This window comes from Qipengyuania sp. JB2-7 (assembly GCF_055693485.1).
Window position 1 is genome coordinate 1,601,090 of the sequence record NZ_CM146335.1, and the last position, 18,675, is coordinate 1,619,764.

The following is an 18,675-nucleotide window of genomic DNA, read 5'->3' on the forward strand; positions in this document are numbered from 1 at the left end:
CGACGAAAAGAGAGAGTTATGAGCGAACGTGAATCGATGCCTTGCGATGTTGTGATCGTTGGTGGTGGGCCAGCGGGCCTTTCAGCAGCCATCAAACTGAAACAGCTGAATGAAGAGCTGGAAGTCGTTGTTCTCGAAAAAGGCTCTGAAATCGGCGCCCACATCCTCTCTGGCGCGGTGGTCGATCCCAAGGCGCTGGATGAGCTGTTCCCTGACTGGCGCGATATGGACTGCCCGATGGCGGAAACGCCGGTGACTGATAACTTGCACTGGGTGTTGAGCAAGAATGGCAAGTGGGATTTGCCACACCTGATGATGCCGCCGCTGATGAGCAATAATGGCTGCTACACCGGATCGCTCGGCAATTTGACTCGCTGGCTCGGTGAGCAGGCCGAAGCATTGGGCGTGATGGTGTTCCCTGGCTTTCCGGCGTCAGAGGTGATGTTTGACGATGATGGCGCGGTACGCGGTGTCATCACTCAGGATATGGGGATTGCCGAGGATGGCAGCCAAAAGCCAGACTATCAGCCGGGCATGGAAATCGAAGCAAGATACACGCTGTTTGCCGAGGGCGCGCGCGGCAGCCTGACCAAACAGATGAAGGCGAAATATGACCTTGAGGCGAATTGTCAGCCGCAGGTTTATGGCCTCGGAATTAAAGAGCTTTGGGACATTGCGCCCGAAAAGCATGTGCCCGGCCGTGTGATCCATACACAGGGTTGGCCCTTGTCCGAAAGTGAGAGCTGGGGTGGGGGCTTCCTCTATCATCAGGCGAATGGGCAAGTCGCTCTCGGCTTTGTGACTGCACTCGATTACGAAAATCCGTATGTTTCGCCGTATCAGGAGTTTCAGCGGTGGAAGCAGCATCCGGCGATCCGCGAGTATCTGGAGGGCGGCAAGCGCGTCGCCTATGGTGCCCGCGCGATTAACGAGGGTGGCTGGCAATCGGTGCCCAAGCTGACGTTCCCCGGAGGCGCGTTGATCGGCTGCGCAGCGGGCTTTGTGAACGTTCCGCGTATCAAGGGCAGCCACACCGCGATCAAGAGCGGGATGTTGGCCGCAGAGGCGATTGCCAAGGCTGCCGAGGGTGAAAAAGAGATCACCTCTTACGAAACTGAGCTGCGCTCAAGCTGGATCGCTGACGAGCTGAAGCTGGTGCAGAATGCGCAGCCAGCGGTCGCGAAATATGGCGGCGATATTGGCACCGTTCTGGCGGGCGCGGATATGTGGATGCGCACGCTGAAGATCGGCCTGCCAATCTCGATGAAGCACAAGCCGGACTATACCTATACCGGTCGCATGGATCTGTATCAGCCGATCAAATATCCCAAGCCGGATAACGAGATCAGCTTCGATCGCCTGACGAATGTCGCCTACAGCTATACCAACCATGCAGAGGATCAGCCGGTCCATTTGCAGGTTGAGGATCTAAGCCTGCAAAAGGTCAGCGAGCTGGGCGTTTATGGCGGGCCATCAACGCGATACTGCCCGGCGGGGGTCTACGAATGGCTGGAAGATGAAGACTCTGGCGAGATGAAGTTCCAGATCAACGCGCAAAACTGCGTCCACTGCAAGACCTGCGACATCAAGGACCCGAACCAGAATATCAACTGGGTCACGCCCGAAGGCGGCGGCGGCCCGAACTATCCGAATATGTGATTTTCCTCCCCAAATTGGGGAGGGGGACCACGAAGTGGTGGAGGGGCAGGCATGATTACTGGATCGCGCGACACGGTAAAGCTTGCCCGCAAGTTGCGTAGTGAAATGTCTTTGCCGGAAAGTAGGCTTTGGCAGGAGCTTCGGAAGCGTCCGGGAAATTACAAGTTTCGACGCCAGCATCCTGCCGGCCCGTTTGTGCTGGATTTTTATTGTGCTGTAATCCGTTTGGCGATCGAGATCGATGGTCAAACGCATGATGGTCCAGCCGCAATTTCTCGCGACAGGCGTCGTTCGGCTTGGCTTCGTTCTCGAGGAATAGCGACGACACGCATCCCTGCTCGTTATGTATTGGAAGACCTTGAAGCTGTTGTGACTAAGGCTGATCGAAATTTGTGATGTGAGGCGGATGAGGAAGAAGAGAGATCTTTGCTCGCCCCTTCACCATCCTCTGGATGGTTCCCCTCCCCAAATCGGGGAGGAAGAGTGATAGAAGAAACCGCCTACGCCAAAATCAATCTCGCGCTGCATGTTCGCGGGCGGCGGGATGATGGCTATCACGAATTGGAGACGGTTTTCGCCTTTGTTGACGCTGGCGATGTGCTCACCGCGCGCAATATCGACAGTGATGGCGACGACATGCGCAATGACGCGGGCAACATCGACAACACCGCAACTACTCCACTTCGCATGACAGGTGAGTTTGCGGACGGCCTGGATGCGGCCTCGCACAACCTTGTAACGCACGCTCTGGACACGCTTAGCTATCGTGACAAGTTACAGATAACGCTTGAGAAAAACCTGCCCATCGCGGCAGGGTTGGGTGGCGGCTCCGCCGATGCAGGCGCAGTATTCCGCATCGTAGATCAGCTTGGCGGCTTGCCGGATGACTGGCGGACGCGCGCAGCAAAGCTTGGCGCAGATGTTCCCGCCTGCGTTGAAAGCGTCACCTGTATTGGTCGCGGCACGGGCACGGAGTTGGAACCGATTGAAAGCGATCTTTCGGGAAAACCAGTTCTGCTTATAAATCCGCGAGTTCCGCTAAGCACCGGATCTGTTTTCGAGTGTTGGGACGGAGTTGACCGGGGGCCAATACCTACAGGACCGGTCAGCCAGATAGCCCTCACAGGACGCAATGATCTGGAGGGTCCCGCGATCAACCTCTGCCCGGAAATTGCGACGGTTCTCGACGCGCTCAGAGGAACAAATCCGTGGTTCGTCCGTATGTCTGGTTCAGGCGCCACGTGTTTTGCGCTGTATGATAGTGCCGAAAAACGCGACGATGCTGCGGCACACATCCAACGTGCCCACCCCAATTGGTGGAACATGGCCGGAGCGTTACGATGATGGGTGGGGCGATGATTGATGGCCAACCCTTTCGCCAAGTGGGTGAGCTCGGCACGCACGCGATCATGTGTGTTGCCGATCATGCCTCAAACTTCGTTCCTGACGACATTGAAATTGGCGTCGACCCAGCCTTGCTGAATACACATATCGCGGTGGACATTGGCACGGATGGTGTGGCTGACCGCCTTGGCCGGCGGCATGGAATTCCCGCGCATATTGCAACGGTTAGCAGGCTAGTTTGCGATCTTCACCGAACCGAAGACAGTCCGGCGGTCGTCCCGACGAGTTCTGACGGCCATCTGATAGCAGGCAATATCGGGGCTGATATTGAGAAGCGCCTGGATCGCATTCATCGCCCATATCATACCGAAATGGCGGCGATGATTAAACGTGTGTCACCGCGCCTGTTACTTGCAATCCATAGCTTCACACCGAAACTCGAAACCAGCGATGAAGACCGCCCCTGGGAGGTCGCTCTCCTGTATAATCAGGATGATAGCGCCGCTCGCCACGCCATCCGCATGTTTGGAGAGCAGGGCCTGACCGTCGGCGATAACGAGCCGTATTCTGGCAAACAACTGAACGCGACGATGGATCGCCATGCGGAGGCGAATGGCATCCCCTATCTAACCATCGAGATCCGCCAGGATCAGGTCGCGACCAAGGCTGATCAGGCGCGTTGGGCGAATATGATTGCTGATGTTGCAGGGCGAGTGTTGCTGGCGCTTGAGTCGCAATAACGAAGCAGTTGTCCTAGACCCGTTCGGGCTGAACTTGTCGAAGCCCTGCTTTTTCTTTCCCACCTAGTGCTTGAAGAAACGACGACCCTTCGACAATCTCAGGGCGAACGGAAATTGAAGGACCATCTAGTGTCAAGATTTGATAAATCTAAACTGCCAAGCCGTCATGTTTCCGTTGGGCCGGAACGTGCGCCCCACCGTTCATATTACTATGCGATGGGCCTGTCTGAGGAGGAGATCGCACGGTACGTTTGTTGCGGTCGCTTCTGCGGGCAATGACAGCGCGCCGTGCAACACCACGCTCGATGCCCAGGCGAACATTTGCCGTAGCGGGGTGGAGCAGGGCGGCGGCATGCCGCGCCGGTTCAACACGATCACGGTGACAGATGGCATCGCGATGGGTCATCAGGGCATGAAAAGCTCGCTCATCAGCCGAGAAGTTATCGCGGACTCCGTCGAGTTATCGGTGCGCGGGCACTGTTATGATGCGTTGGTCGGCTTTGCAGGGTGCGACAAGAGCCTGCCCGGCATGATGATGGCGATGCTTCGCCTCAATGTGCCGTCGATCTTTGTCTATGGCGGCTCGATCTTACCAGGTACCTATCGCGGTGAGGACGTAACTGTTGTCGATGTGTTTGAGGCCGTGGGTCAGCATGCGGCGGGCAATTGTCCGCTTCAGGAGCTCATCGAGTTGGAAAGGTTGCATGCCCCGGTCACGGAGCATGTGGTGGGCAGTTTACTGCGAATACCATGGCCTGTGTTGGAGAAGCGATCGGCCTTTCTCTGCCCAACAGCAATATGGCGCCTGCGCCGCTCAAATCGCGCGAAGAAGTTGCTGTCGCGGCGGGCAAGCAAGTGATGGCTTTGCTTGAGAAAAACCTACGCCCACGCGATATCTGCACCCGTGAAGCATTTGAGAACGCCGCGCGGGTTGTTGCCGCAACGGGCGGTTCGACTAACGCAGCGCTGCACCTGCCCGCGATGGCGCATGAGGCGGGGATCGAATTCACGTTGTTCGATGTGGCTGAGATATTTAAATCAACGCCTTACATAGCAGACTTGAAGCCTGGCGGGAAGTACGTCGCAAAGGATATGCACGAGGCGGGCGGGGTCTATATGGGTATGAAAACGCTGCTCGATGGGGGTTTTCTGGATCCGAATCCGATGACAGTTACGGGCAAGACACTTGGCGAAAATATCGAAGAGATCACCTGGAATCCCGATCAAAAGGTTTTCTACGATGTGAAATCTCCGATCACCCCAAGGGGAGGTGTTGTTGGCCTCAAAGGGTCGCTCGCACCAGAGGGAGCTATCGTGAAGGTTGCCGGCATGGAGCGGCTTGAATTCACTGGCCCTGCGCGGGTTTTTGAATGCGAAGAAGATGCTTTCGCCGCGGTGGAAGCCCGCGATATCGCGGAAGGTAGCGTCATCGTAATCCGCTATGAAGGGCCAAAAGGTGGCCCTGGTATGCGCGAAATGCTCTCAACCACCGCTGCGTTGTATGGGCAGGGGATGGGCGAGAAAGTTGCTCTCATCACCGATGGGCGCTTCTCCGGCGCAACACGCGGGTTCTGCATCGGGCATGTCGGGCCAGAAGCGGCGGATTGCGGGCCAATCGCGCTGGTAGAGGATGGCGACACGATCAGCATCAATGCCACCCAAGGCACGATTGATCTGGACGTTGACGAAGCAGTGCTTGCCGAGCGGCGCAAGGCATGGCAGCCGCGTCAAAATGATTATCAGTCCGGTGCTCTCTATCGCTATTCGAAAACTGTCGGCTCCGCGCTTGGCGGCGCTGTCACGCACCCTGGGGCCGCGAAAGAGACGCATTGTTTCGCGGACATCTAGTCTGAGCTTTGTTCTCGCGTTGGTTGCCGCGTGCTCTCCAACGCAGGAACAGGCCGATCCAGGCGCTATCCCCGTGCAATGCGCGCTCGGCCCTGGCAGTGAATTCACCGACGATTGCTTGGCGGAGCGCGCTGGCGAGCATATGATCATACGGCATCCAGATGGCAGTTTTCGCCGACTGGTAAGTAGCACGCTTGAGGCGGTCGATGGCGCGGACGAGGCCGAAATCGTGAATGATAACGGAATTATGCAGGTCAAAGTCGCGCAGGATCGTTATCGGCTCGACCTCGGAGCAATTGATGGCGAGTGACGCCGTTCTGACCGTTGCAGAAATGCGCTCTGCGGAGCAAGCTGCTATCGATGCTGGCGTCAGCGAGTGGGCGCTGATGCAGTGCGCCGGGAAGGGTGCCGCTCAATGGATTTGGCGTATCGCTGCGGGCCGCTCTGTGACAATACTCTGCGGACCGGGGAACAATGGCGGCGATGGCTATGTCATCGCCGAATGGCTGCGCATGAAGGGTTTAGAGGTAAGCGTTGTTGCTCCGGTTGAACCAAAGACAGAAACGGCGCGTGTAGCGCGGGAGCGTTATGACGGTGATGTGGTCACCAGCGTCAGGGGCACTTCTGCTTCGATTATGGTCGATGCCCTGTTTGGATATGGGCTGTCACGCCCGGTCGAGGGTGTTTTTCAGGATTGCTTGCAGACGTGCGCTCGCAATCATGAGTACCGTGTTGCGATTGATGTGCCGAGCGGTGTGGATTGCGATTCCGGCCAGTTTCTCAGTGATGTGCCGCAATACGACCTGACGCTGGCGCTTGGTGCCTGGAAATGCGCGCATTACCTTATGCCATCGCGAGCGCGCATGGGAGCGTTGAGAAATATCCCCATCGGATTGAAACTGAACAATTTTTCCCGTGCGCTTTCACTTAGACCGTCCCTCGATACGCCACCTGTTGATGCTCATAAATATACGCGCGGCCTTGTCGCGGTCGTTGCTGGACAGATGCCCGGTGCTTCATTGCTTTCTGCCGGCGCGGCGATGCATTCGGGCGCAGGCTATGTGAAGTTGCTTACGGACAATGAAAAGCCCTCTGCTCCCGCTGATTTGGTGGTAGAAAGTGGCGAGCTGACAGAACAGCTGAACGACGATCGCCTAGGCGCGATCCTGATCGGGCCCGGTTTGGGTCGGAATTCAGAGGCTCAGGAGAAGCTCTCGCATATCCTGGAGGCTGCAAAACCGACCGTTCTGGATGCCGATGCTCTGCATTTGCTTGATAGCGACATGCTGGAAGGCGTCGATACATCGAGGATCGTCGTGACACCGCATGAAGGCGAATTGGGCGCGCTGTGTGCTGCGCTCGGCATCGGAGAAAAGCATAAGATAGCTCGCACGATGGCCCTTCGCGATATGACAGGCTTGACGGTTTTGGCGAAAGGTCCCGATACGATCCTCGCTATGGCTGGTGGGAAGCTGCGCTTCTTCCCACAAGGCTTAAGCTGGCTGTCTGTTGCCGGTAGCGGCGATGTGCTTGCCGGAATTATCGCGGCGCGGCTTGCGAGTGGTCTTTCGCCGGGTGAGGCGGCAGAGCAGGGCGTATGGTTGAATAATGTGTCTGCGCGGCTCGCTGGTCCAGCATTTAGCGCGAGCGATCTAACCAAACATATCCCTGCGGCGATTGGGCAGCTTTCATGACAACTGAAATCGTGAGGATTGCCGCGAAAGGTGACGGCGTCACTCGGGACGGTCAGCATGTGCGTGGGGCCGTCACCGGCGACCGCGTTACGGACGATGGGCGGATATTGCGCGGACCGCATCATATCGAACCGGCGTGTCGGCATTTCGACAATTGCGGCGGTTGCCAATTGCAGCATTGCGATGAACTGGTCCTTCGAGACTTCGTCACAAGCCGTGTAGCGAACGCCGCCGAGGGACAGGATGTGGCGATTGGGACGTTGTTGCCGACTCACCTCTCGCCGCCACAATCAAGGCGCCGAGCAACCCTGCATGCTCGCAAAACGCAAGGCGGCGTGCAGCTTGGTTATCGCGAGGGACGATCGCATCGCATCGTCGCGCTAAAGGAATGCGCCGTCTTGCGACCGGAAATCCTTACACTTCTGGCGCCACTACGGCGTTTCCTAAACGTTGCGGGTGGTAGCGCGTCCATCGATATTGCGATGACGATAACAGATCAAGGCGTCGACTGTGCGATAAAGGGCTTGGAAGTGGACGGCTTGGCTCCGACTGAGGCTGCGCTGGATTTTGCGCGTAACAATGAGTTGGCGCGACTGTCGCTTGATCAAGGTTTCGGCGCAGAGGCGATGTGGGAACCAGAGCCGGTCACGGTGACGCTGGCTGGGAAATCGGTTGCATTCCCCGCAAACGCGTTCTTGCAGCCAACCGATGATGGTGAGGCTGTGCTGCTGGATGACGCACGAGTGTTTCTCGATGATGCGGCGACAATTGCGGATCTTTTCTCAGGTCTAGGTACCTTCGCATTTGCACTGACCGATCCGGCCAAAGTGCTGGCGGTAGAAGCGGCCAGGGACGCACATCTTGCTTGCAAGAATGCTGCTGCGGCAGTGCAGCTCCCCATCCATGCACTACATCGCGATCTGTTTCGCGCGCCGCTGCAAGCCGACGAGTTGAACCGTTTCGAGGCCGTTCTACTTGATCCTCCGCGTGCAGGAGCGCGTGAGCAGGTGGCTCAGATTGCTGACAGCCAGGTTCGACGTGTCACCTATGTGAGCTGCAATCCATCGAGCTGGGCGCGAGACGTGAAGACGCTAGTCGATGCTGGCTTTAAACTTGAGAAGCTGCGTCCAGTGGGACAATTTCGCTGGTCCACACACGTCGAACTCACCAGCTATTTGTGTCGTTGACTGCGCAAGATTGCGATCAGCTGTTCCTTTAGCCAGACGCTCGATTCCGGTTCGACATAGGCGTGGCTAGCGCCCGGGCAGCGGGCGATCCGCGGGTCGTCCATCGGCCATCCATCCATGAAAACCTGCGCGGTGCGATCACTTTCGGCGAGGAAAAGGGTTGTGTCACCGCCGAACGCGTCGAGACCGTCCTTAAACTCCTGTAAGAGTGAGGAGGGAGCTTGCTTTGGCCCGATAGCTCGGCCCAACCCTCCCATCAATTTGCGCAGGTCAACTTTGCCGGTCAGCAGTCGGCCAATCTCCGCCGGGTTCTTGAGCTTCTCAACATATCGTGTGCGGAGTGCTGAAGGCGGGGGCGTATCATTCGACGCTTCGTCGATCACCCATGGATTGCTTAAAACCAGGGCATCGAATTCATCGCCTGAACTCAGCGCTAAAGCGGTCGCCGCATCGCAATTACCAAAGCCAACAACTTTCGAAATGTGCGGAGCAATCGCCTTGAATGCGGATAATGCGGCGGCGATGTCCTTCGCCTCTTTTCGGAAGCCGCGATTCTCACCCTCGCTATCGCCTGTGCCACGCCGATCAAAGCGGAAAACCGGGAACCCTTGCTTGGCGATCTCGCGCGCAAGTGAGGCCTGTCCGCAAAAGGCGCCGCTGCGGATCTCGTTTCCGCCAGAAACGATCAATAGCCCGACTGTTCCCGGAGCGTTGTCGAATGTGGCGGCCATTTCGCAGCTACCACAGGCAAAGGTGAGCGGTAGACGGGTCATTCGCCCATGATCCCCAGGGCGAGCATCGCCGCCAAAGCGTCGGCCTGTTCGGGATCATCGTCAGGCTCCGCTCTTAACCAGAGCGACGATCCGCCAAGATCTGACTGGGCGATCTGAACGGCATTCTGATTAAGGTCAAACTCAGCGATGGACAGCTCGTGGACCATGCTCGGACCAAGCGAATAACCCGCCAGAACCAGCCCTGATTTTATACCGCCCGCGAGCAATTTATCCCGGTCCTCTGACTGCCCAGCCTCCCGCGCGGCAATGACGCGCGCTCGCAAAAGACCATTAAGCAAGGATTTTCCTGTTTGCGAAGCATACGTAAATGTCGGCAGATCTGCTGGTGCTATGAGCGCTCCAGCTCGTACAGCCAAGACATGCGTAGCTGCAAAGTGCTCCGCTGCAGCGGTCGTCGCGTCTCGCCACGAGGACACTGACTGCAATTCAAGGGGAGCCAGGCTCTCATTACAACCCGGCAAGTCTGGCAAAAAGGAATCAATTCCGCGCAAATCGAGGCGCCGCATGACTTCAACCAGCTGATGACGTGTCCTGTTATGCTCATCAAACCACGGTGGCAGGATGAGCAGCCGATCGTTTCGCTTCTGATCGAAAACTAGCGCGATTTCCTCGCTGGTCTCTCCGTTGGTGAGAGGGGCTTTCCAGCTAGTATACACCGGGTGATCAGGCCTCTTTGGCCTTCATTTGCGCAAAGCCGAGCAAACCGCCGAAATCTTCAAGCATTTCACCATCAATCTCATCATCGTCGATCACGATATCGAGACGATCCTCCATTTCGGTGAGGAGACCAGCGACCGCCATAGAATCCAGTTCTGGCAGGTGGCCAAACAAACCGGTGTCCGCGTCGAACTCGGCGACATCTACAGGGTCGAGGCCCAGAACATCGCATAGGATCGCGCGGACTATAATATCTACGGATACCCCGTCCGCTGCACTCTGATCAACCGCTTGCGCCGTTGAGTTTTCCGCGTCCTGCTCGGTCGTTTTAGCAGTATTGTCGTCCATATTCGCGCGGCGTCCCCTTAATCATCGCGAATTCTGGTGATGCTCACATGCGATCACCCATTGGGGGCAGCGCATTAGCGATGTGGTTAGGGCGACGCAAGGATACGCAGCCCATGCTTTGCTATCGCAGGCCATGCTTTGGGTTGGGAGGGATTGAGGCAGGTCAGGCGAAAACGTGGTCGTACCTCTTCCATCCAGTCGCTTTTATACGCATCACTGCCAGTTCCAAAGTCGACCATGTTGACACTGTCGACGTCTATCGCGTGCTCAAACAAGGCCGCAGATAGTGTGGTGCCGGCTGAAAGCGCCTTGGCTGCCTCAATATGCGCCAGCTTGTGGATGTAGGCCGTGCCATTTTCGACCGTCCAGAATTGGGCGGCAACGGGTTTGCCCTCGTGGCGGGCCAATCCGATCCGTAGATTTCCCTGCGCTCCTTCGGTTTCGGCAAACGCTTTCAGCAGTGCGTCTTCCTCTTCTTCCGGCTTCCAGCTTTGTTGGTACACTTGTTGGTAGGCCGCCCATACCGTCTCATCAAATGCGGCGTGAAGCGAGACGTCGACCTTCTTCGCTTTTCGCTTCAGCGTGGTGCGCATACGGCCCGGGCGACCCGCCCAGTAATCCGAGAAAGTCCGACCGTTAATGGGTAAGACGTGGTTCTCATCTGACTGCTCTCGCCTTACAATCCATCCAGCTGAGCGAAATGCCTGCTCTAGCAGAGTGGCTTCTCCGTGTTCATCAGGCAGTGGAGCAAGCAAAACACGATGTGTCTCGGACCGCAGCCTACGGGCGATTGCAGCCAATCCATCGCGGTTCTTGCCAAGTGGACGCCATGTAAAATTGAACCAGTTTGCGAGTGAGGCTAGCCCTCCGCCTTGCGTCATGAGCGGCAAGGCAACGGGATTGTCAGCTTCTGCAACCCAAAGCTGGATGGGATATCCCTGTCTTACCAGCAGCTCATACCATTCGACCCGGTCAAATGGTCCGCGAGCAAATTCAGCAAACTCTTGCAGTTTGTTCACGCTATCGTGATAGCTGACTGAGATGCTCACCAAATCACCTTTGCGTTCAAAATCAATAGGGCACGTTTGCCTAAATGCCTGATCCCACGCCCCATCCGCTTGATCAACTGACGCAGAAAGGCGCTCCACAGGCACCTGCGCTTGTCCTGCGCGATAAAACGCTGAGCTATGCCGATCTTGAGAAACGTATCGCACGTTTGGCCGGATGGTTGAGTGGCCAGGCAAATACAGGTGATCGCGTTGCAAGCTGGGCGGCGAAGGGCGAGTTAACATGCTTGTTGCCACTGGCTACTGCGCGCGCAGGGATGGTCCATGTGCCGATCAACCCCCTTCTGAAACGGGCTCAGGTTGCGCATATTTTGGCGGATAGCGGCGCGGTTCTTTTGATGGGGACGACCGCCCGCCTGAAATCGCTGGAAGACGGTGATGCATCTGACATTTGCACCATTCTGACCGAACAAGAGGTTTGGGGGGCGGTAGACGCCTGCGACACTACTTTGCCTCTCTCACGCAATAATCCAGATGATCTGGCTGCGATACTGTACACCAGCGGCTCCACGGGCAAACCCAAGGGTGTGATGCTCAGCCATGCCAATTTATGGCTGGGTGCGGTCAGCGTGGCGCACTATCTCAAACTGGCGGATGATGACGTTACTTTAGCTGTGTTACCGCTATCTTTTGATTATGGACAAAACCAGCTCTTGAGCACCTGGCATGCCGGGGGATGTGTAGCACCATTGGATTATCTGTTCCCACGCGATGTTGTAAAGGCGTGCGCAAAGTATGGCGTGACAACTCTCGCCGCTGTACCGCCGCTATGGGTCCAACTCACGGAGTGTGATTGGGATAACAAAGCTACCGCCAAGATGCGACGACTGACCAATAGCGGCGGAGCGCTAACGCGTGATTTGGTACAAGACTTGAGGGGCTTATTTCCCGAAACTAACATTGTTCCGATGTATGGTTTAACCGAAGCGTTTCGATCCACATACCTTGATCCTGCCCTGACAGACGCGAACCCGACCTCTATGGGCACCGCCATTCCTTTCGCAGAGATTCTGGTGATCAATGATGAGGGTAACCTGGCCGCACCTGATGAGGAGGGGGAACTTGTGCATTGTGGCCCCCTGGTTGCGCAGGGATATTGGGAAGACCCAGAAAAAACCGCAGAGCGCTTCAAGCCTGCGCCACTGCAGAGCGAGTATGGCGGGGTGGCCGTGTGGTCTGGCGACCGAGTGAAACGCGGTGAAGACGGTCTTTTGTACTTTGTCGGTCGAGGTGACGCGATGATCAAGAGCGCCGGCAATCGGATTAGCCCGCAGGAGCTGGAAGATGCAGCCCTCGCGACAGGGCTTGTGGCCGAGGTGGTTGCGTTGGGGGTTCCGAACGAACGATTGGGCCACGAAATTCATCTGGTGGCGCGGCGGGATTTATCCGTCACGGCTGATGAAGCCGAGGGACTAGCTAAGGTATTATCAAAGAACCTCCCGAATTTTATGCAGCCGCATGCAATCCATTGGCGCGATGAAATGCCGACAAATCCCAATGGTAAGCTTGATCGAACGACTATTGCCAAACAGATCATCGCCGCGGAGATCGAAGGATGAGTGTGAAGCCGAAACCACTTGGCCCAATCCCCGCTGGGTATGCCGCGATTGATGGTGAGTTGGCGGTGCCCGGAAAACGGATATCTTATCTAATTGAGGAGGCTGGGCAAACCCCGCTGTTTGTCTATTCCCGCAGTTTGTTGGACCAGCGGATGCAAGCTTTGCGCGAAGCGATGCCAGATCAGTTGAAGATAAATTATGCTATCAAAGCCAATAGCTTCAGGCCGGTTCTTGAGCGCATGCATAAACTTTCTGATGGGCTTGATATAGCGTCTGGCGGTGAGTTGGCGATGGTACAGGCCATTGGCGCAGATATGGCCAATGTGAGTTTTGCAGGGCCCGGCAAAAGGGATAGTGAACTGGAAGCTGCCATAATTGCTGGTGTGACTCTTAACCTCGAAAGCGAGGGTGAAGCGCGGCGCGCACTCAGGATCGCTGACAGTGTTGGGCGCACACCGCGGCTTGCTATTCGTGTAAACCCGGATTTCGAGCTGAAGGGCTCGGGCATGAAGATGGGTGGCGGCGCCAAACCGTTTGGCATTGACGCCGAGCGTGTTCCCGCACTGGCGACCGAGATCATCGCCGCAGGATGCGAATGGCGCGGTCTACATATTTTCACTGGAAGTCAGGCTCTTAGTGCTGATTTTGTAATCGAAGCGCAGGGCAATATTCTGGACCTTGCTGCACGTCTTGCCGACGAAACGAAGCAAGTGTTACCAAAGCTCAATATGGGTGGTGGATACGGGATCCCCTACTTTCCCGGTGACCAGTCGCTGGATGTCAAAGCGGTTGGCGAACGCTTAGAAAAGCGGTTTGCTGATCTGCCAGAGAGTTTGTCATCCACGGATCTCTTCATTGAGCTGGGACGCTATCTCGTGGGTGAAGCGGGTGTCTATCTCACTCGCATTATCGACAAGAAGGTGAGCTACGGTGAGACCTATCTCGTCACCGATGGCGGTCTGCACCACCAACTTGCGGCTTCGGGCAATTTTGGCACGGTGGTTCGGCGGAATTATCCCGCCGCAATCGCCACCAGATTTGATGCTGAACCCACTGAAATTGCAAGCATCGTCGGTTGCTTGTGCACTCCGCTCGACCGATTGGCTGACAGGGCCTATCTGCCCGCTGCAGACGTTGGGGATATTGTCGCGATCTTCTGCGCAGGTGCGTATGGTGCAAGCGCATCGCCAAGTGCATTCCTGGGCCAGGGCACAGCGACAGAAATACTCGTTTGAGACAGTCCCATTTTGAGACAAACCGAGCGCAAATGCCGGAATTCTGCCGGATTCTGGAGTATAACTAACGCAATGTTCACCTTTCCGCGCCAATGAGGCTCGGATAAATGGGGGCAATGGGTTTGCGATCGACGTCGCTGACCTAGCGCCTTGCATAGGTGTTTAGGGAAGCCGATTGATGAAAAGACGTTCTTTCGCCGCCGTCTCACTGGCCGTCGCAACTGCTGCGACAGGTTTGTCTGGTTGCGCATCCTCACCGAGCAGTGAGCTGCCTCCTGCGACGTTCGTTGCCATGCAAGAGGGCCCGGGCGAGGAATATGTCATCGGCCCGCTCGACAACCTGACCATCCATGTCTGGCGCAATCCAGAACTTGGCGCTGAGAAAATTCAGGTACGCCCCGATGGTCGCGTGACCATTCCGCTCGTCAAAGACATGCCCGCAGTGGGCAAGACACCAGCTATGCTAGAAGAGGACATTCGTCTTCAGCTTTCTCAATATATCGAAGACCCGTTGGTTTCGGTGATCGTCAACGAGTTTGCAGGCACCTTTAGCCAGCAAGTACGCATCGTTGGCGCGACAGAGAAGCCGGCGTCTCTTCCGTACCGGGCAAATATGACCGTGCTCGACGCGATGATCGCCGTTGGCGGGCTTTCTGAGTTTGCCGCTGGCAACAAAGCGCGCCTCATTCGTTTCGATAAACAATCCGGCAAACAACGTGAATACGCGCTTCGGCTAAGCGATTTGCTCAAACGCGGCGAAAGCGAGGCAAACGTTCTGCTCAAGCCCGGTGATGTGATCATCATCCCCGAATCAGCGTTCTGAGGACTAATCCGGAATGAACGAAGTCTTCGAAGAACTGCGCGCAGCGCTTTATCAGGTCTGGAACCGGCGTTGGCTGGCCCTTGGCGTTGCCTGGGGCGTTGCCGTTTTGGGTTGGCTGATCGTCGCACTGATCCCCAATAGTTATGAGAGCAACGCGCGCATTTTTGTTGAGCTTGATGACGTCTTGAGCGAGCAGCTTGAGATATCCGGCGATGGAAAGCAGGAAATCACTCGCGTTCGTCAGACTTTGGTGAGCGGCGTAAACCTGCGCAAGGTTATCCGTGAAACGAAGCTCGGCGAAGACATTCAGACTGAGAATGAACTGGACGCAGCGGTGCAGAAGCTCACGGAAAACGTCACAGTTGAAAGCGAGCAAGATAGCCTGTTTGAACTAACTGCAACGATTGGCAAGGGCGATCTCTCTGATGCCGAAAACGCCAAACTGTCGCAGGATGTTATCCAAAAACTGATCGACATCTTCCGAGAGGATAATGTTGCTGGAAATCGCGGTGAAGTGGCCCAAACTCTGGTCTTCCTCGATGAGCAATTGGAAGAACGCAAGCGCGAGTTAGAGGCGGCGGAGCAGCGCCGTCTGGCATTTGAGGCGCAGAACCCTGAATTGATCGGAGGTACAGCAACTGTGTCGACCCGTTTGCAGACATTGCGCAGCGAAATGCGCGGTGTCGACGCAGACATTGCCGCTGCTCAGAGCGCGTTTGCGGCGATAAATGGGCAAATTGCGGGCACACCTCGGACGCTAGTGACCTCTGGCCAGGCTAGCGGTGCGCGAGGCGCATTGATCCAGGCACAATCTCAGCTTGCGGCTATGCGCGCACGCGGGCTGACTGACAGCCACCCTGACGTAGAGGCCGCAACACGACAGATTGCGCTGCTCGAAGCTCAAGCCCGCAACGAAGACCCTAACGCGTCTGGCGCGCCAAACCCGGCCTATACATCGCTACTATCGATCCGTGCAGAGCGTCAGGCCAACGTACAAGCGCTACAGGCACGTAAAGCCGCGCTGCAAGCCGACATTTCCGGTTTGATCGCTGCGCAGGCGCAAGAGCCTGCTGTGGCTGCAGAAGCAAACCGTATCAGCCGCGATTACACCGTCCTGAAGGACAAGTATGACGAGCTGCTACGCAATCGCGAGGAAATGCGCCTGCGCGGTCAGGTTGAGACACAGAACAGCGCGCTGAAGTTCCAGATTGTTGATCCGCCGACCTTACCACGCAAACCCGCTGCGCCGAACAGGCCACTGTTGTTGTTAGGTGTACTGTTTGTTGCTTTGGCATCAGGCGCGGGCGCGGCGTTTGTGATGAGCCAGCTAAAGTCGAGTTTTGTGACTGCGGACAAGTTGGAGCGTAGCTTCGATCTACCGGTGGTCGGCACAGTTTCGCGCGTCATGAGCGACAGCAGAAAATCGGCAGAGCGCACGCAATTGAAGAAGTTTGTCGGCGCATCCGCTGCACTTGTTGCCATCTGCGTGCTGCTACTCGCCGTGGAATTCATCCAAGTCGGTTCGGTCGCGTGAGGGAGCAGTGAGCATGAACAAGCCCACCAAGATCACGCCGCCGACAGAGGCAGAAAAACAAGAGGATACGTTGCTTGAACGTGCCAGCAGCACATTCGGCCTGGGCAAATTGAGCCCAGCCAAAGTGCCGCAGAAGCTGGCCGATGAAAAAGCGCGACGGATGCCGCCGAGCAAGAAAGCTCAGCCTGCCGAACGTAAGCTTGATAAAGAGGCATCACCACAGCCCAGCGCTAATGCTGAACCGGTCGAGGGATCAGCGGCAGATGCGCACGAAACCGTTTCAGAGAAAAAGAATCGCGTTGCTCAACGTGGGCCCGCGATAAAGCTTCCAACGCGCAAGCAGGAGGTATCGCGGCAACGACTGGCTGAGCTTGGCTTTATCGATCCAGATGGCGGAGCGAGCGCGCTTCTCGAAGAATTCAGGATCATCAAGCGCCAGATCCTCGCGACTGCCGAGGATGAGGATACCGCACAATCACGCCGTGTTCTGTTGTGTTCGCCGCATTCGGGTGAGGGCAAGACATTTTGCGCGACCAATCTGGCACTGGCTATGGCGGGCGATAAGGATCGCGAGGTCATCCTGATTGATGCCGACTTCGCAAAACCATCGGTGATGCAGACATTCGGCCTCGAAGCGGAGCACGGGCTGCTCGATGTTCTGTCTGATAAGACGATGAAGCCTGAAGCTTGTGTTGTCGCCACTGATATTTCAGGTCTGTATTTGATGTCTGCGGGCAAGCGGACCGGGCGCGACAGCGAATATCTGTCGAGCGAGCGCACTTGGGAGGTGCTGGGCCGGCTTACACGCGGCGCACCAGAACGGATTGTAATTTTCGATAGCCCGCCAGCGCTAGCGGCCTCTCCAGCAGCGGAACTTGCCAAACATGTGGGCCAGGCAATGCTGATCGTGAGAGCGGACAGCACGGGCCGGGCGGCGATTGATGATGCGCTGGATTTGCTTTCGGCATGCCCAGACGTGCGTCTGTTGCTCAATGACGCGACATTCAGCCCCAGTGGCCGCCGCTTTGGCAGCTATTACGGGGCGGGGGAGTAAATGATGTTTGGTAAGCACCTGACGGCGCCAATCGCCGCGAGCATCCTTGCCGTTAGTCCGCTTTCGGCACAGGTAAGTGATGAGGGGCAAAGCGGCGGATTTGGTGATCGTGAGCGGAGCGAGGAAGCGACGTCCGGTCCTCGAACCTCCATCGATCCGTACATCGAGGCATCGCAGATATTCTCGCAAGAGTTATCGCCCGGCGATGACTTCGTGACTTATACTCAACTTGCTGCCGGTGTTGATGCGACCATTGCGGGTCGTCGCAATGCGGGCACCGTGTCGCTGCGTTATGAGCGTAACATCGCCTATGATGACGACGATTTTGGTGGAGATACGCTAACCGGTATTGCGCGCGGCTACACAACGATCGTTCCGAACAATCTGACGCTCGAAGCTGGCGCACTCGCTAGCCGTACGCGGATTGACAGCAATGGCAGCAACATCATCAATCCGATCAGCGGCAGCGATCAAACAGCCGAAACTTATTCAGGCTATGTTGGCCCGAACTTTCAGGCACGTGCTGGTGATGTCGAACTGACTGGCAATTACCGTCTTGGCTACACTAGGGTCGATTCTCCAGAATTCACAACCAACGGCACTGACACGATCAGCGTCTTTGACGAGAGCGTTACGCACAGCGCGCAAGTGCGCGCAGGAACGCGACCGGGCGAGCCATTGCCGGTTGGTGTTGGAGTTGGCGCGGGATATTTCCAGGAGGATGTGGATACGCTGGATCAGCGGGTTCGCGATGCCTATGCCCGCGCAGATGTGACATTGCCGGTGACGCCCACCTTGGCGGTTGTTGGTGGCGTCGGGGTCGAGGACGTCGAGGTATCAAGCCGAGACGCCCTTCGCGATGCAGGTGGTGTGCCGATTATCGATGGCAGCGGCAGGCTCGTCACGGATGAAGCATCGCCGCGTCAGATCGCCTTCGAAGCCGACGGCTTGATCTGGGATGTCGGTGTTGTCTGGCGGCCAAGCCGCCGCACGCATCTGCAGGCAACCTTTGGCCGCCGCTATGACAGCGAAACCTATTATGGCAGTTTCACGTGGCAGCCATCACGCGACACCAATCTGGGTATTGCTGTTTACGACGGCATTTCTGGCTTGGGGGCAGGCTGAACAACTC

General features: G+C 56.7%; 18 protein-coding genes and 1 pseudogene. 15 read left to right on the forward strand and 4 right to left on the reverse strand.

The features are described 5' to 3' along the window. Positions 1–18 precede the first annotated feature (18 nt). The 9 genes and pseudogenes from ACZ1GM_RS08015 to ACZ1GM_RS08055 all read left to right on the forward strand — a co-directional run bounded on the left by ACZ1GM_RS08015 (position 19) and on the right by ACZ1GM_RS08055 (position 8,472). The gene (locus ACZ1GM_RS08015) at positions 19–1,659 is read left to right on the forward strand and encodes an electron transfer flavoprotein-ubiquinone oxidoreductase (RefSeq protein WP_472675999.1); all 1,641 of its coding nucleotides are present in this window, start codon (positions 19–21) and stop codon (positions 1,657–1,659) included. Between the two features lie 105 nt (positions 1,660–1,764). Then, on the forward strand, positions 1,765–2,055 hold the full coding sequence (locus tag ACZ1GM_RS08020; protein WP_472678521.1) for an endonuclease domain-containing protein: 291 nt from the start codon (positions 1,765–1,767) through the stop codon (positions 2,053–2,055). 87 nt (positions 2,056–2,142) lie between these two features. Then, entirely contained in the window at positions 2,143–3,003 is an 861-nt protein-coding gene (locus ACZ1GM_RS08025) for a 4-(cytidine 5'-diphospho)-2-C-methyl-D-erythritol kinase (protein ID WP_472676000.1), read from the forward strand. Positions 3,004–3,014: 11 nt separating this feature from the next. Further along, entirely contained in the window at positions 3,015–3,743 is a 729-nt protein-coding gene (locus ACZ1GM_RS08030) for an N-formylglutamate amidohydrolase (protein ID WP_472676001.1), read from the forward strand. Positions 3,744–3,954: 211 nt separating this feature from the next. Next, positions 3,955–4,880 (forward strand): annotated as a pseudogene (locus ACZ1GM_RS08035) (dihydroxy-acid dehydratase domain-containing protein); the annotation flags it as partial. Positions 4,881–4,907: 27 nt separating this feature from the next. Next, the gene (locus tag ACZ1GM_RS08040; RefSeq protein WP_472678522.1) at positions 4,908–5,591 is read left to right on the forward strand and encodes an IlvD/Edd family dehydratase; all 684 of its coding nucleotides are present in this window, start codon (positions 4,908–4,910) and stop codon (positions 5,589–5,591) included. Positions 5,592–5,664: 73 nt separating this feature from the next. Beyond that, positions 5,665–5,901 (forward strand): hypothetical protein, encoded by a 237-nt coding sequence (locus tag ACZ1GM_RS08045; protein ID WP_472676002.1) that lies wholly within the window; start codon positions 5,665–5,667, stop codon positions 5,899–5,901. Beyond that, a complete protein-coding gene (locus ACZ1GM_RS08050; protein WP_472676003.1) occupies positions 5,891–7,285 on the forward strand; it encodes an NAD(P)H-hydrate dehydratase in 1,395 nt (464 codons plus the stop codon). The genes ACZ1GM_RS08045 and ACZ1GM_RS08050 overlap by 11 nt, the downstream gene beginning before the upstream one ends. Continuing rightward, entirely contained in the window at positions 7,282–8,472 is a 1,191-nt protein-coding gene (locus ACZ1GM_RS08055; RefSeq protein ID WP_472676004.1) for a class I SAM-dependent RNA methyltransferase, read from the forward strand. Before ACZ1GM_RS08050 ends, ACZ1GM_RS08055 begins: the two co-directional genes overlap by 4 nt. On the opposite strand, the gene ACZ1GM_RS08060 is transcribed toward ACZ1GM_RS08055, so the two are convergent. From ACZ1GM_RS08060 to ACZ1GM_RS08075, 4 genes are all read right to left on the reverse strand, one after another. Beyond that, the gene (locus ACZ1GM_RS08060) at positions 8,457–9,245 is read right to left on the reverse strand and encodes a hydrolase 1, exosortase A system-associated (RefSeq protein WP_472676005.1); all 789 of its coding nucleotides are present in this window, start codon (positions 9,243–9,245) and stop codon (positions 8,457–8,459) included. The genes ACZ1GM_RS08055 and ACZ1GM_RS08060 overlap by 16 nt on opposite strands. Continuing rightward, positions 9,242–9,922 carry an alpha/beta hydrolase family protein gene (locus ACZ1GM_RS08065; protein WP_472676006.1) on the reverse strand — a complete coding sequence of 227 codons (681 nt, stop codon included), beginning with the start codon at positions 9,920–9,922 and terminating at the stop codon, positions 9,242–9,244. Before ACZ1GM_RS08065 ends, ACZ1GM_RS08060 begins: the two co-directional genes overlap by 4 nt. Before the next feature lie 7 nt (positions 9,923–9,929). Further along, entirely contained in the window at positions 9,930–10,175 is a 246-nt protein-coding gene (locus ACZ1GM_RS08070) for a phosphopantetheine-binding protein (RefSeq protein ID WP_472678523.1), read from the reverse strand. 182 nt (positions 10,176–10,357) lie between these two features. Continuing rightward, positions 10,358–11,320 (reverse strand): GNAT family N-acetyltransferase, encoded by a 963-nt coding sequence (locus ACZ1GM_RS08075; RefSeq protein WP_472676007.1) that lies wholly within the window; start codon positions 11,318–11,320, stop codon positions 10,358–10,360. A 44-nt stretch (positions 11,321–11,364) separates the two neighbouring features. Between ACZ1GM_RS08075 and ACZ1GM_RS08080 the strand changes: the two genes are divergently transcribed. The 6 genes from ACZ1GM_RS08080 (at position 11,365) to ACZ1GM_RS08105 (ending at position 18,668) form a co-directional block, all read left to right on the forward strand. After that, complete coding sequence (locus ACZ1GM_RS08080; protein ID WP_472676008.1) at positions 11,365–12,897, forward strand: acyl-CoA ligase (AMP-forming), exosortase A system-associated; 1,533 nt, start codon at positions 11,365–11,367, stop codon at positions 12,895–12,897. Beyond that, complete coding sequence (locus tag ACZ1GM_RS08085) at positions 12,894–14,132, forward strand: pyridoxal-dependent decarboxylase, exosortase A system-associated (protein WP_472676009.1); 1,239 nt, start codon at positions 12,894–12,896, stop codon at positions 14,130–14,132. The genes ACZ1GM_RS08080 and ACZ1GM_RS08085 overlap by 4 nt, the downstream gene beginning before the upstream one ends. 178 nt (positions 14,133–14,310) lie before the next feature. Then, positions 14,311–14,955 (forward strand): XrtA/PEP-CTERM system exopolysaccharide export protein, encoded by a 645-nt coding sequence (locus ACZ1GM_RS08090; RefSeq protein WP_472676010.1) that lies wholly within the window; start codon positions 14,311–14,313, stop codon positions 14,953–14,955. A gap of 13 nt (positions 14,956–14,968) precedes the next feature. Then, complete coding sequence (locus ACZ1GM_RS08095; RefSeq protein WP_472676011.1) at positions 14,969–16,489, forward strand: XrtA system polysaccharide chain length determinant; 1,521 nt, start codon at positions 14,969–14,971, stop codon at positions 16,487–16,489. 13 nt (positions 16,490–16,502) lie between these two features. Beyond that, the gene (locus ACZ1GM_RS08100; RefSeq protein ID WP_472676012.1) at positions 16,503–17,543 is read left to right on the forward strand and encodes a P-loop NTPase family protein; all 1,041 of its coding nucleotides are present in this window, start codon (positions 16,503–16,505) and stop codon (positions 17,541–17,543) included. After that, entirely contained in the window at positions 17,544–18,668 is a 1,125-nt protein-coding gene (locus tag ACZ1GM_RS08105) for a porin family protein (protein WP_472676013.1), read from the forward strand. Positions 18,669–18,675: the final 7 nt, after the last annotated feature.

Coding starts and splice junctions, on each gene's coding strand:
- ACZ1GM_RS08090 (WP_472676010.1), top strand. CDS start 14,311: ATGAAAAGACGTTCTTTCGCCGCCGTCTCACTGGCCGTCGCAACTGCT.
- ACZ1GM_RS08100 (WP_472676012.1), top strand. CDS start 16,503: ATGAACAAGCCCACCAAGATCACGCCGCCGACAGAGGCAGAAAAACAA.
- ACZ1GM_RS08015 (WP_472675999.1), top strand. CDS start 19: ATGAGCGAACGTGAATCGATGCCTTGCGATGTTGTGATCGTTGGTGGT.
- ACZ1GM_RS08080 (WP_472676008.1), top strand. CDS start 11,365: ATGCCTGATCCCACGCCCCATCCGCTTGATCAACTGACGCAGAAAGGC.
- ACZ1GM_RS08105 (WP_472676013.1), top strand. CDS start 17,544: ATGATGTTTGGTAAGCACCTGACGGCGCCAATCGCCGCGAGCATCCTT.
- ACZ1GM_RS08040 (WP_472678522.1), top strand. CDS start 4,908: ATGACAGTTACGGGCAAGACACTTGGCGAAAATATCGAAGAGATCACC.
- ACZ1GM_RS08060 (WP_472676005.1), bottom strand. CDS start 9,245: ATGACCCGTCTACCGCTCACCTTTGCCTGTGGTAGCTGCGAAATGGCC.
- ACZ1GM_RS08055 (WP_472676004.1), top strand. CDS start 7,282: ATGACAACTGAAATCGTGAGGATTGCCGCGAAAGGTGACGGCGTCACT.
- ACZ1GM_RS08095 (WP_472676011.1), top strand. CDS start 14,969: ATGAACGAAGTCTTCGAAGAACTGCGCGCAGCGCTTTATCAGGTCTGG.
- ACZ1GM_RS08050 (WP_472676003.1), top strand. CDS start 5,891: ATGGCGAGTGACGCCGTTCTGACCGTTGCAGAAATGCGCTCTGCGGAG.
- ACZ1GM_RS08020 (WP_472678521.1), top strand. CDS start 1,765: ATGTCTTTGCCGGAAAGTAGGCTTTGGCAGGAGCTTCGGAAGCGTCCG.
- ACZ1GM_RS08085 (WP_472676009.1), top strand. CDS start 12,894: ATGAGTGTGAAGCCGAAACCACTTGGCCCAATCCCCGCTGGGTATGCC.
- ACZ1GM_RS08030 (WP_472676001.1), top strand. CDS start 3,015: ATGATTGATGGCCAACCCTTTCGCCAAGTGGGTGAGCTCGGCACGCAC.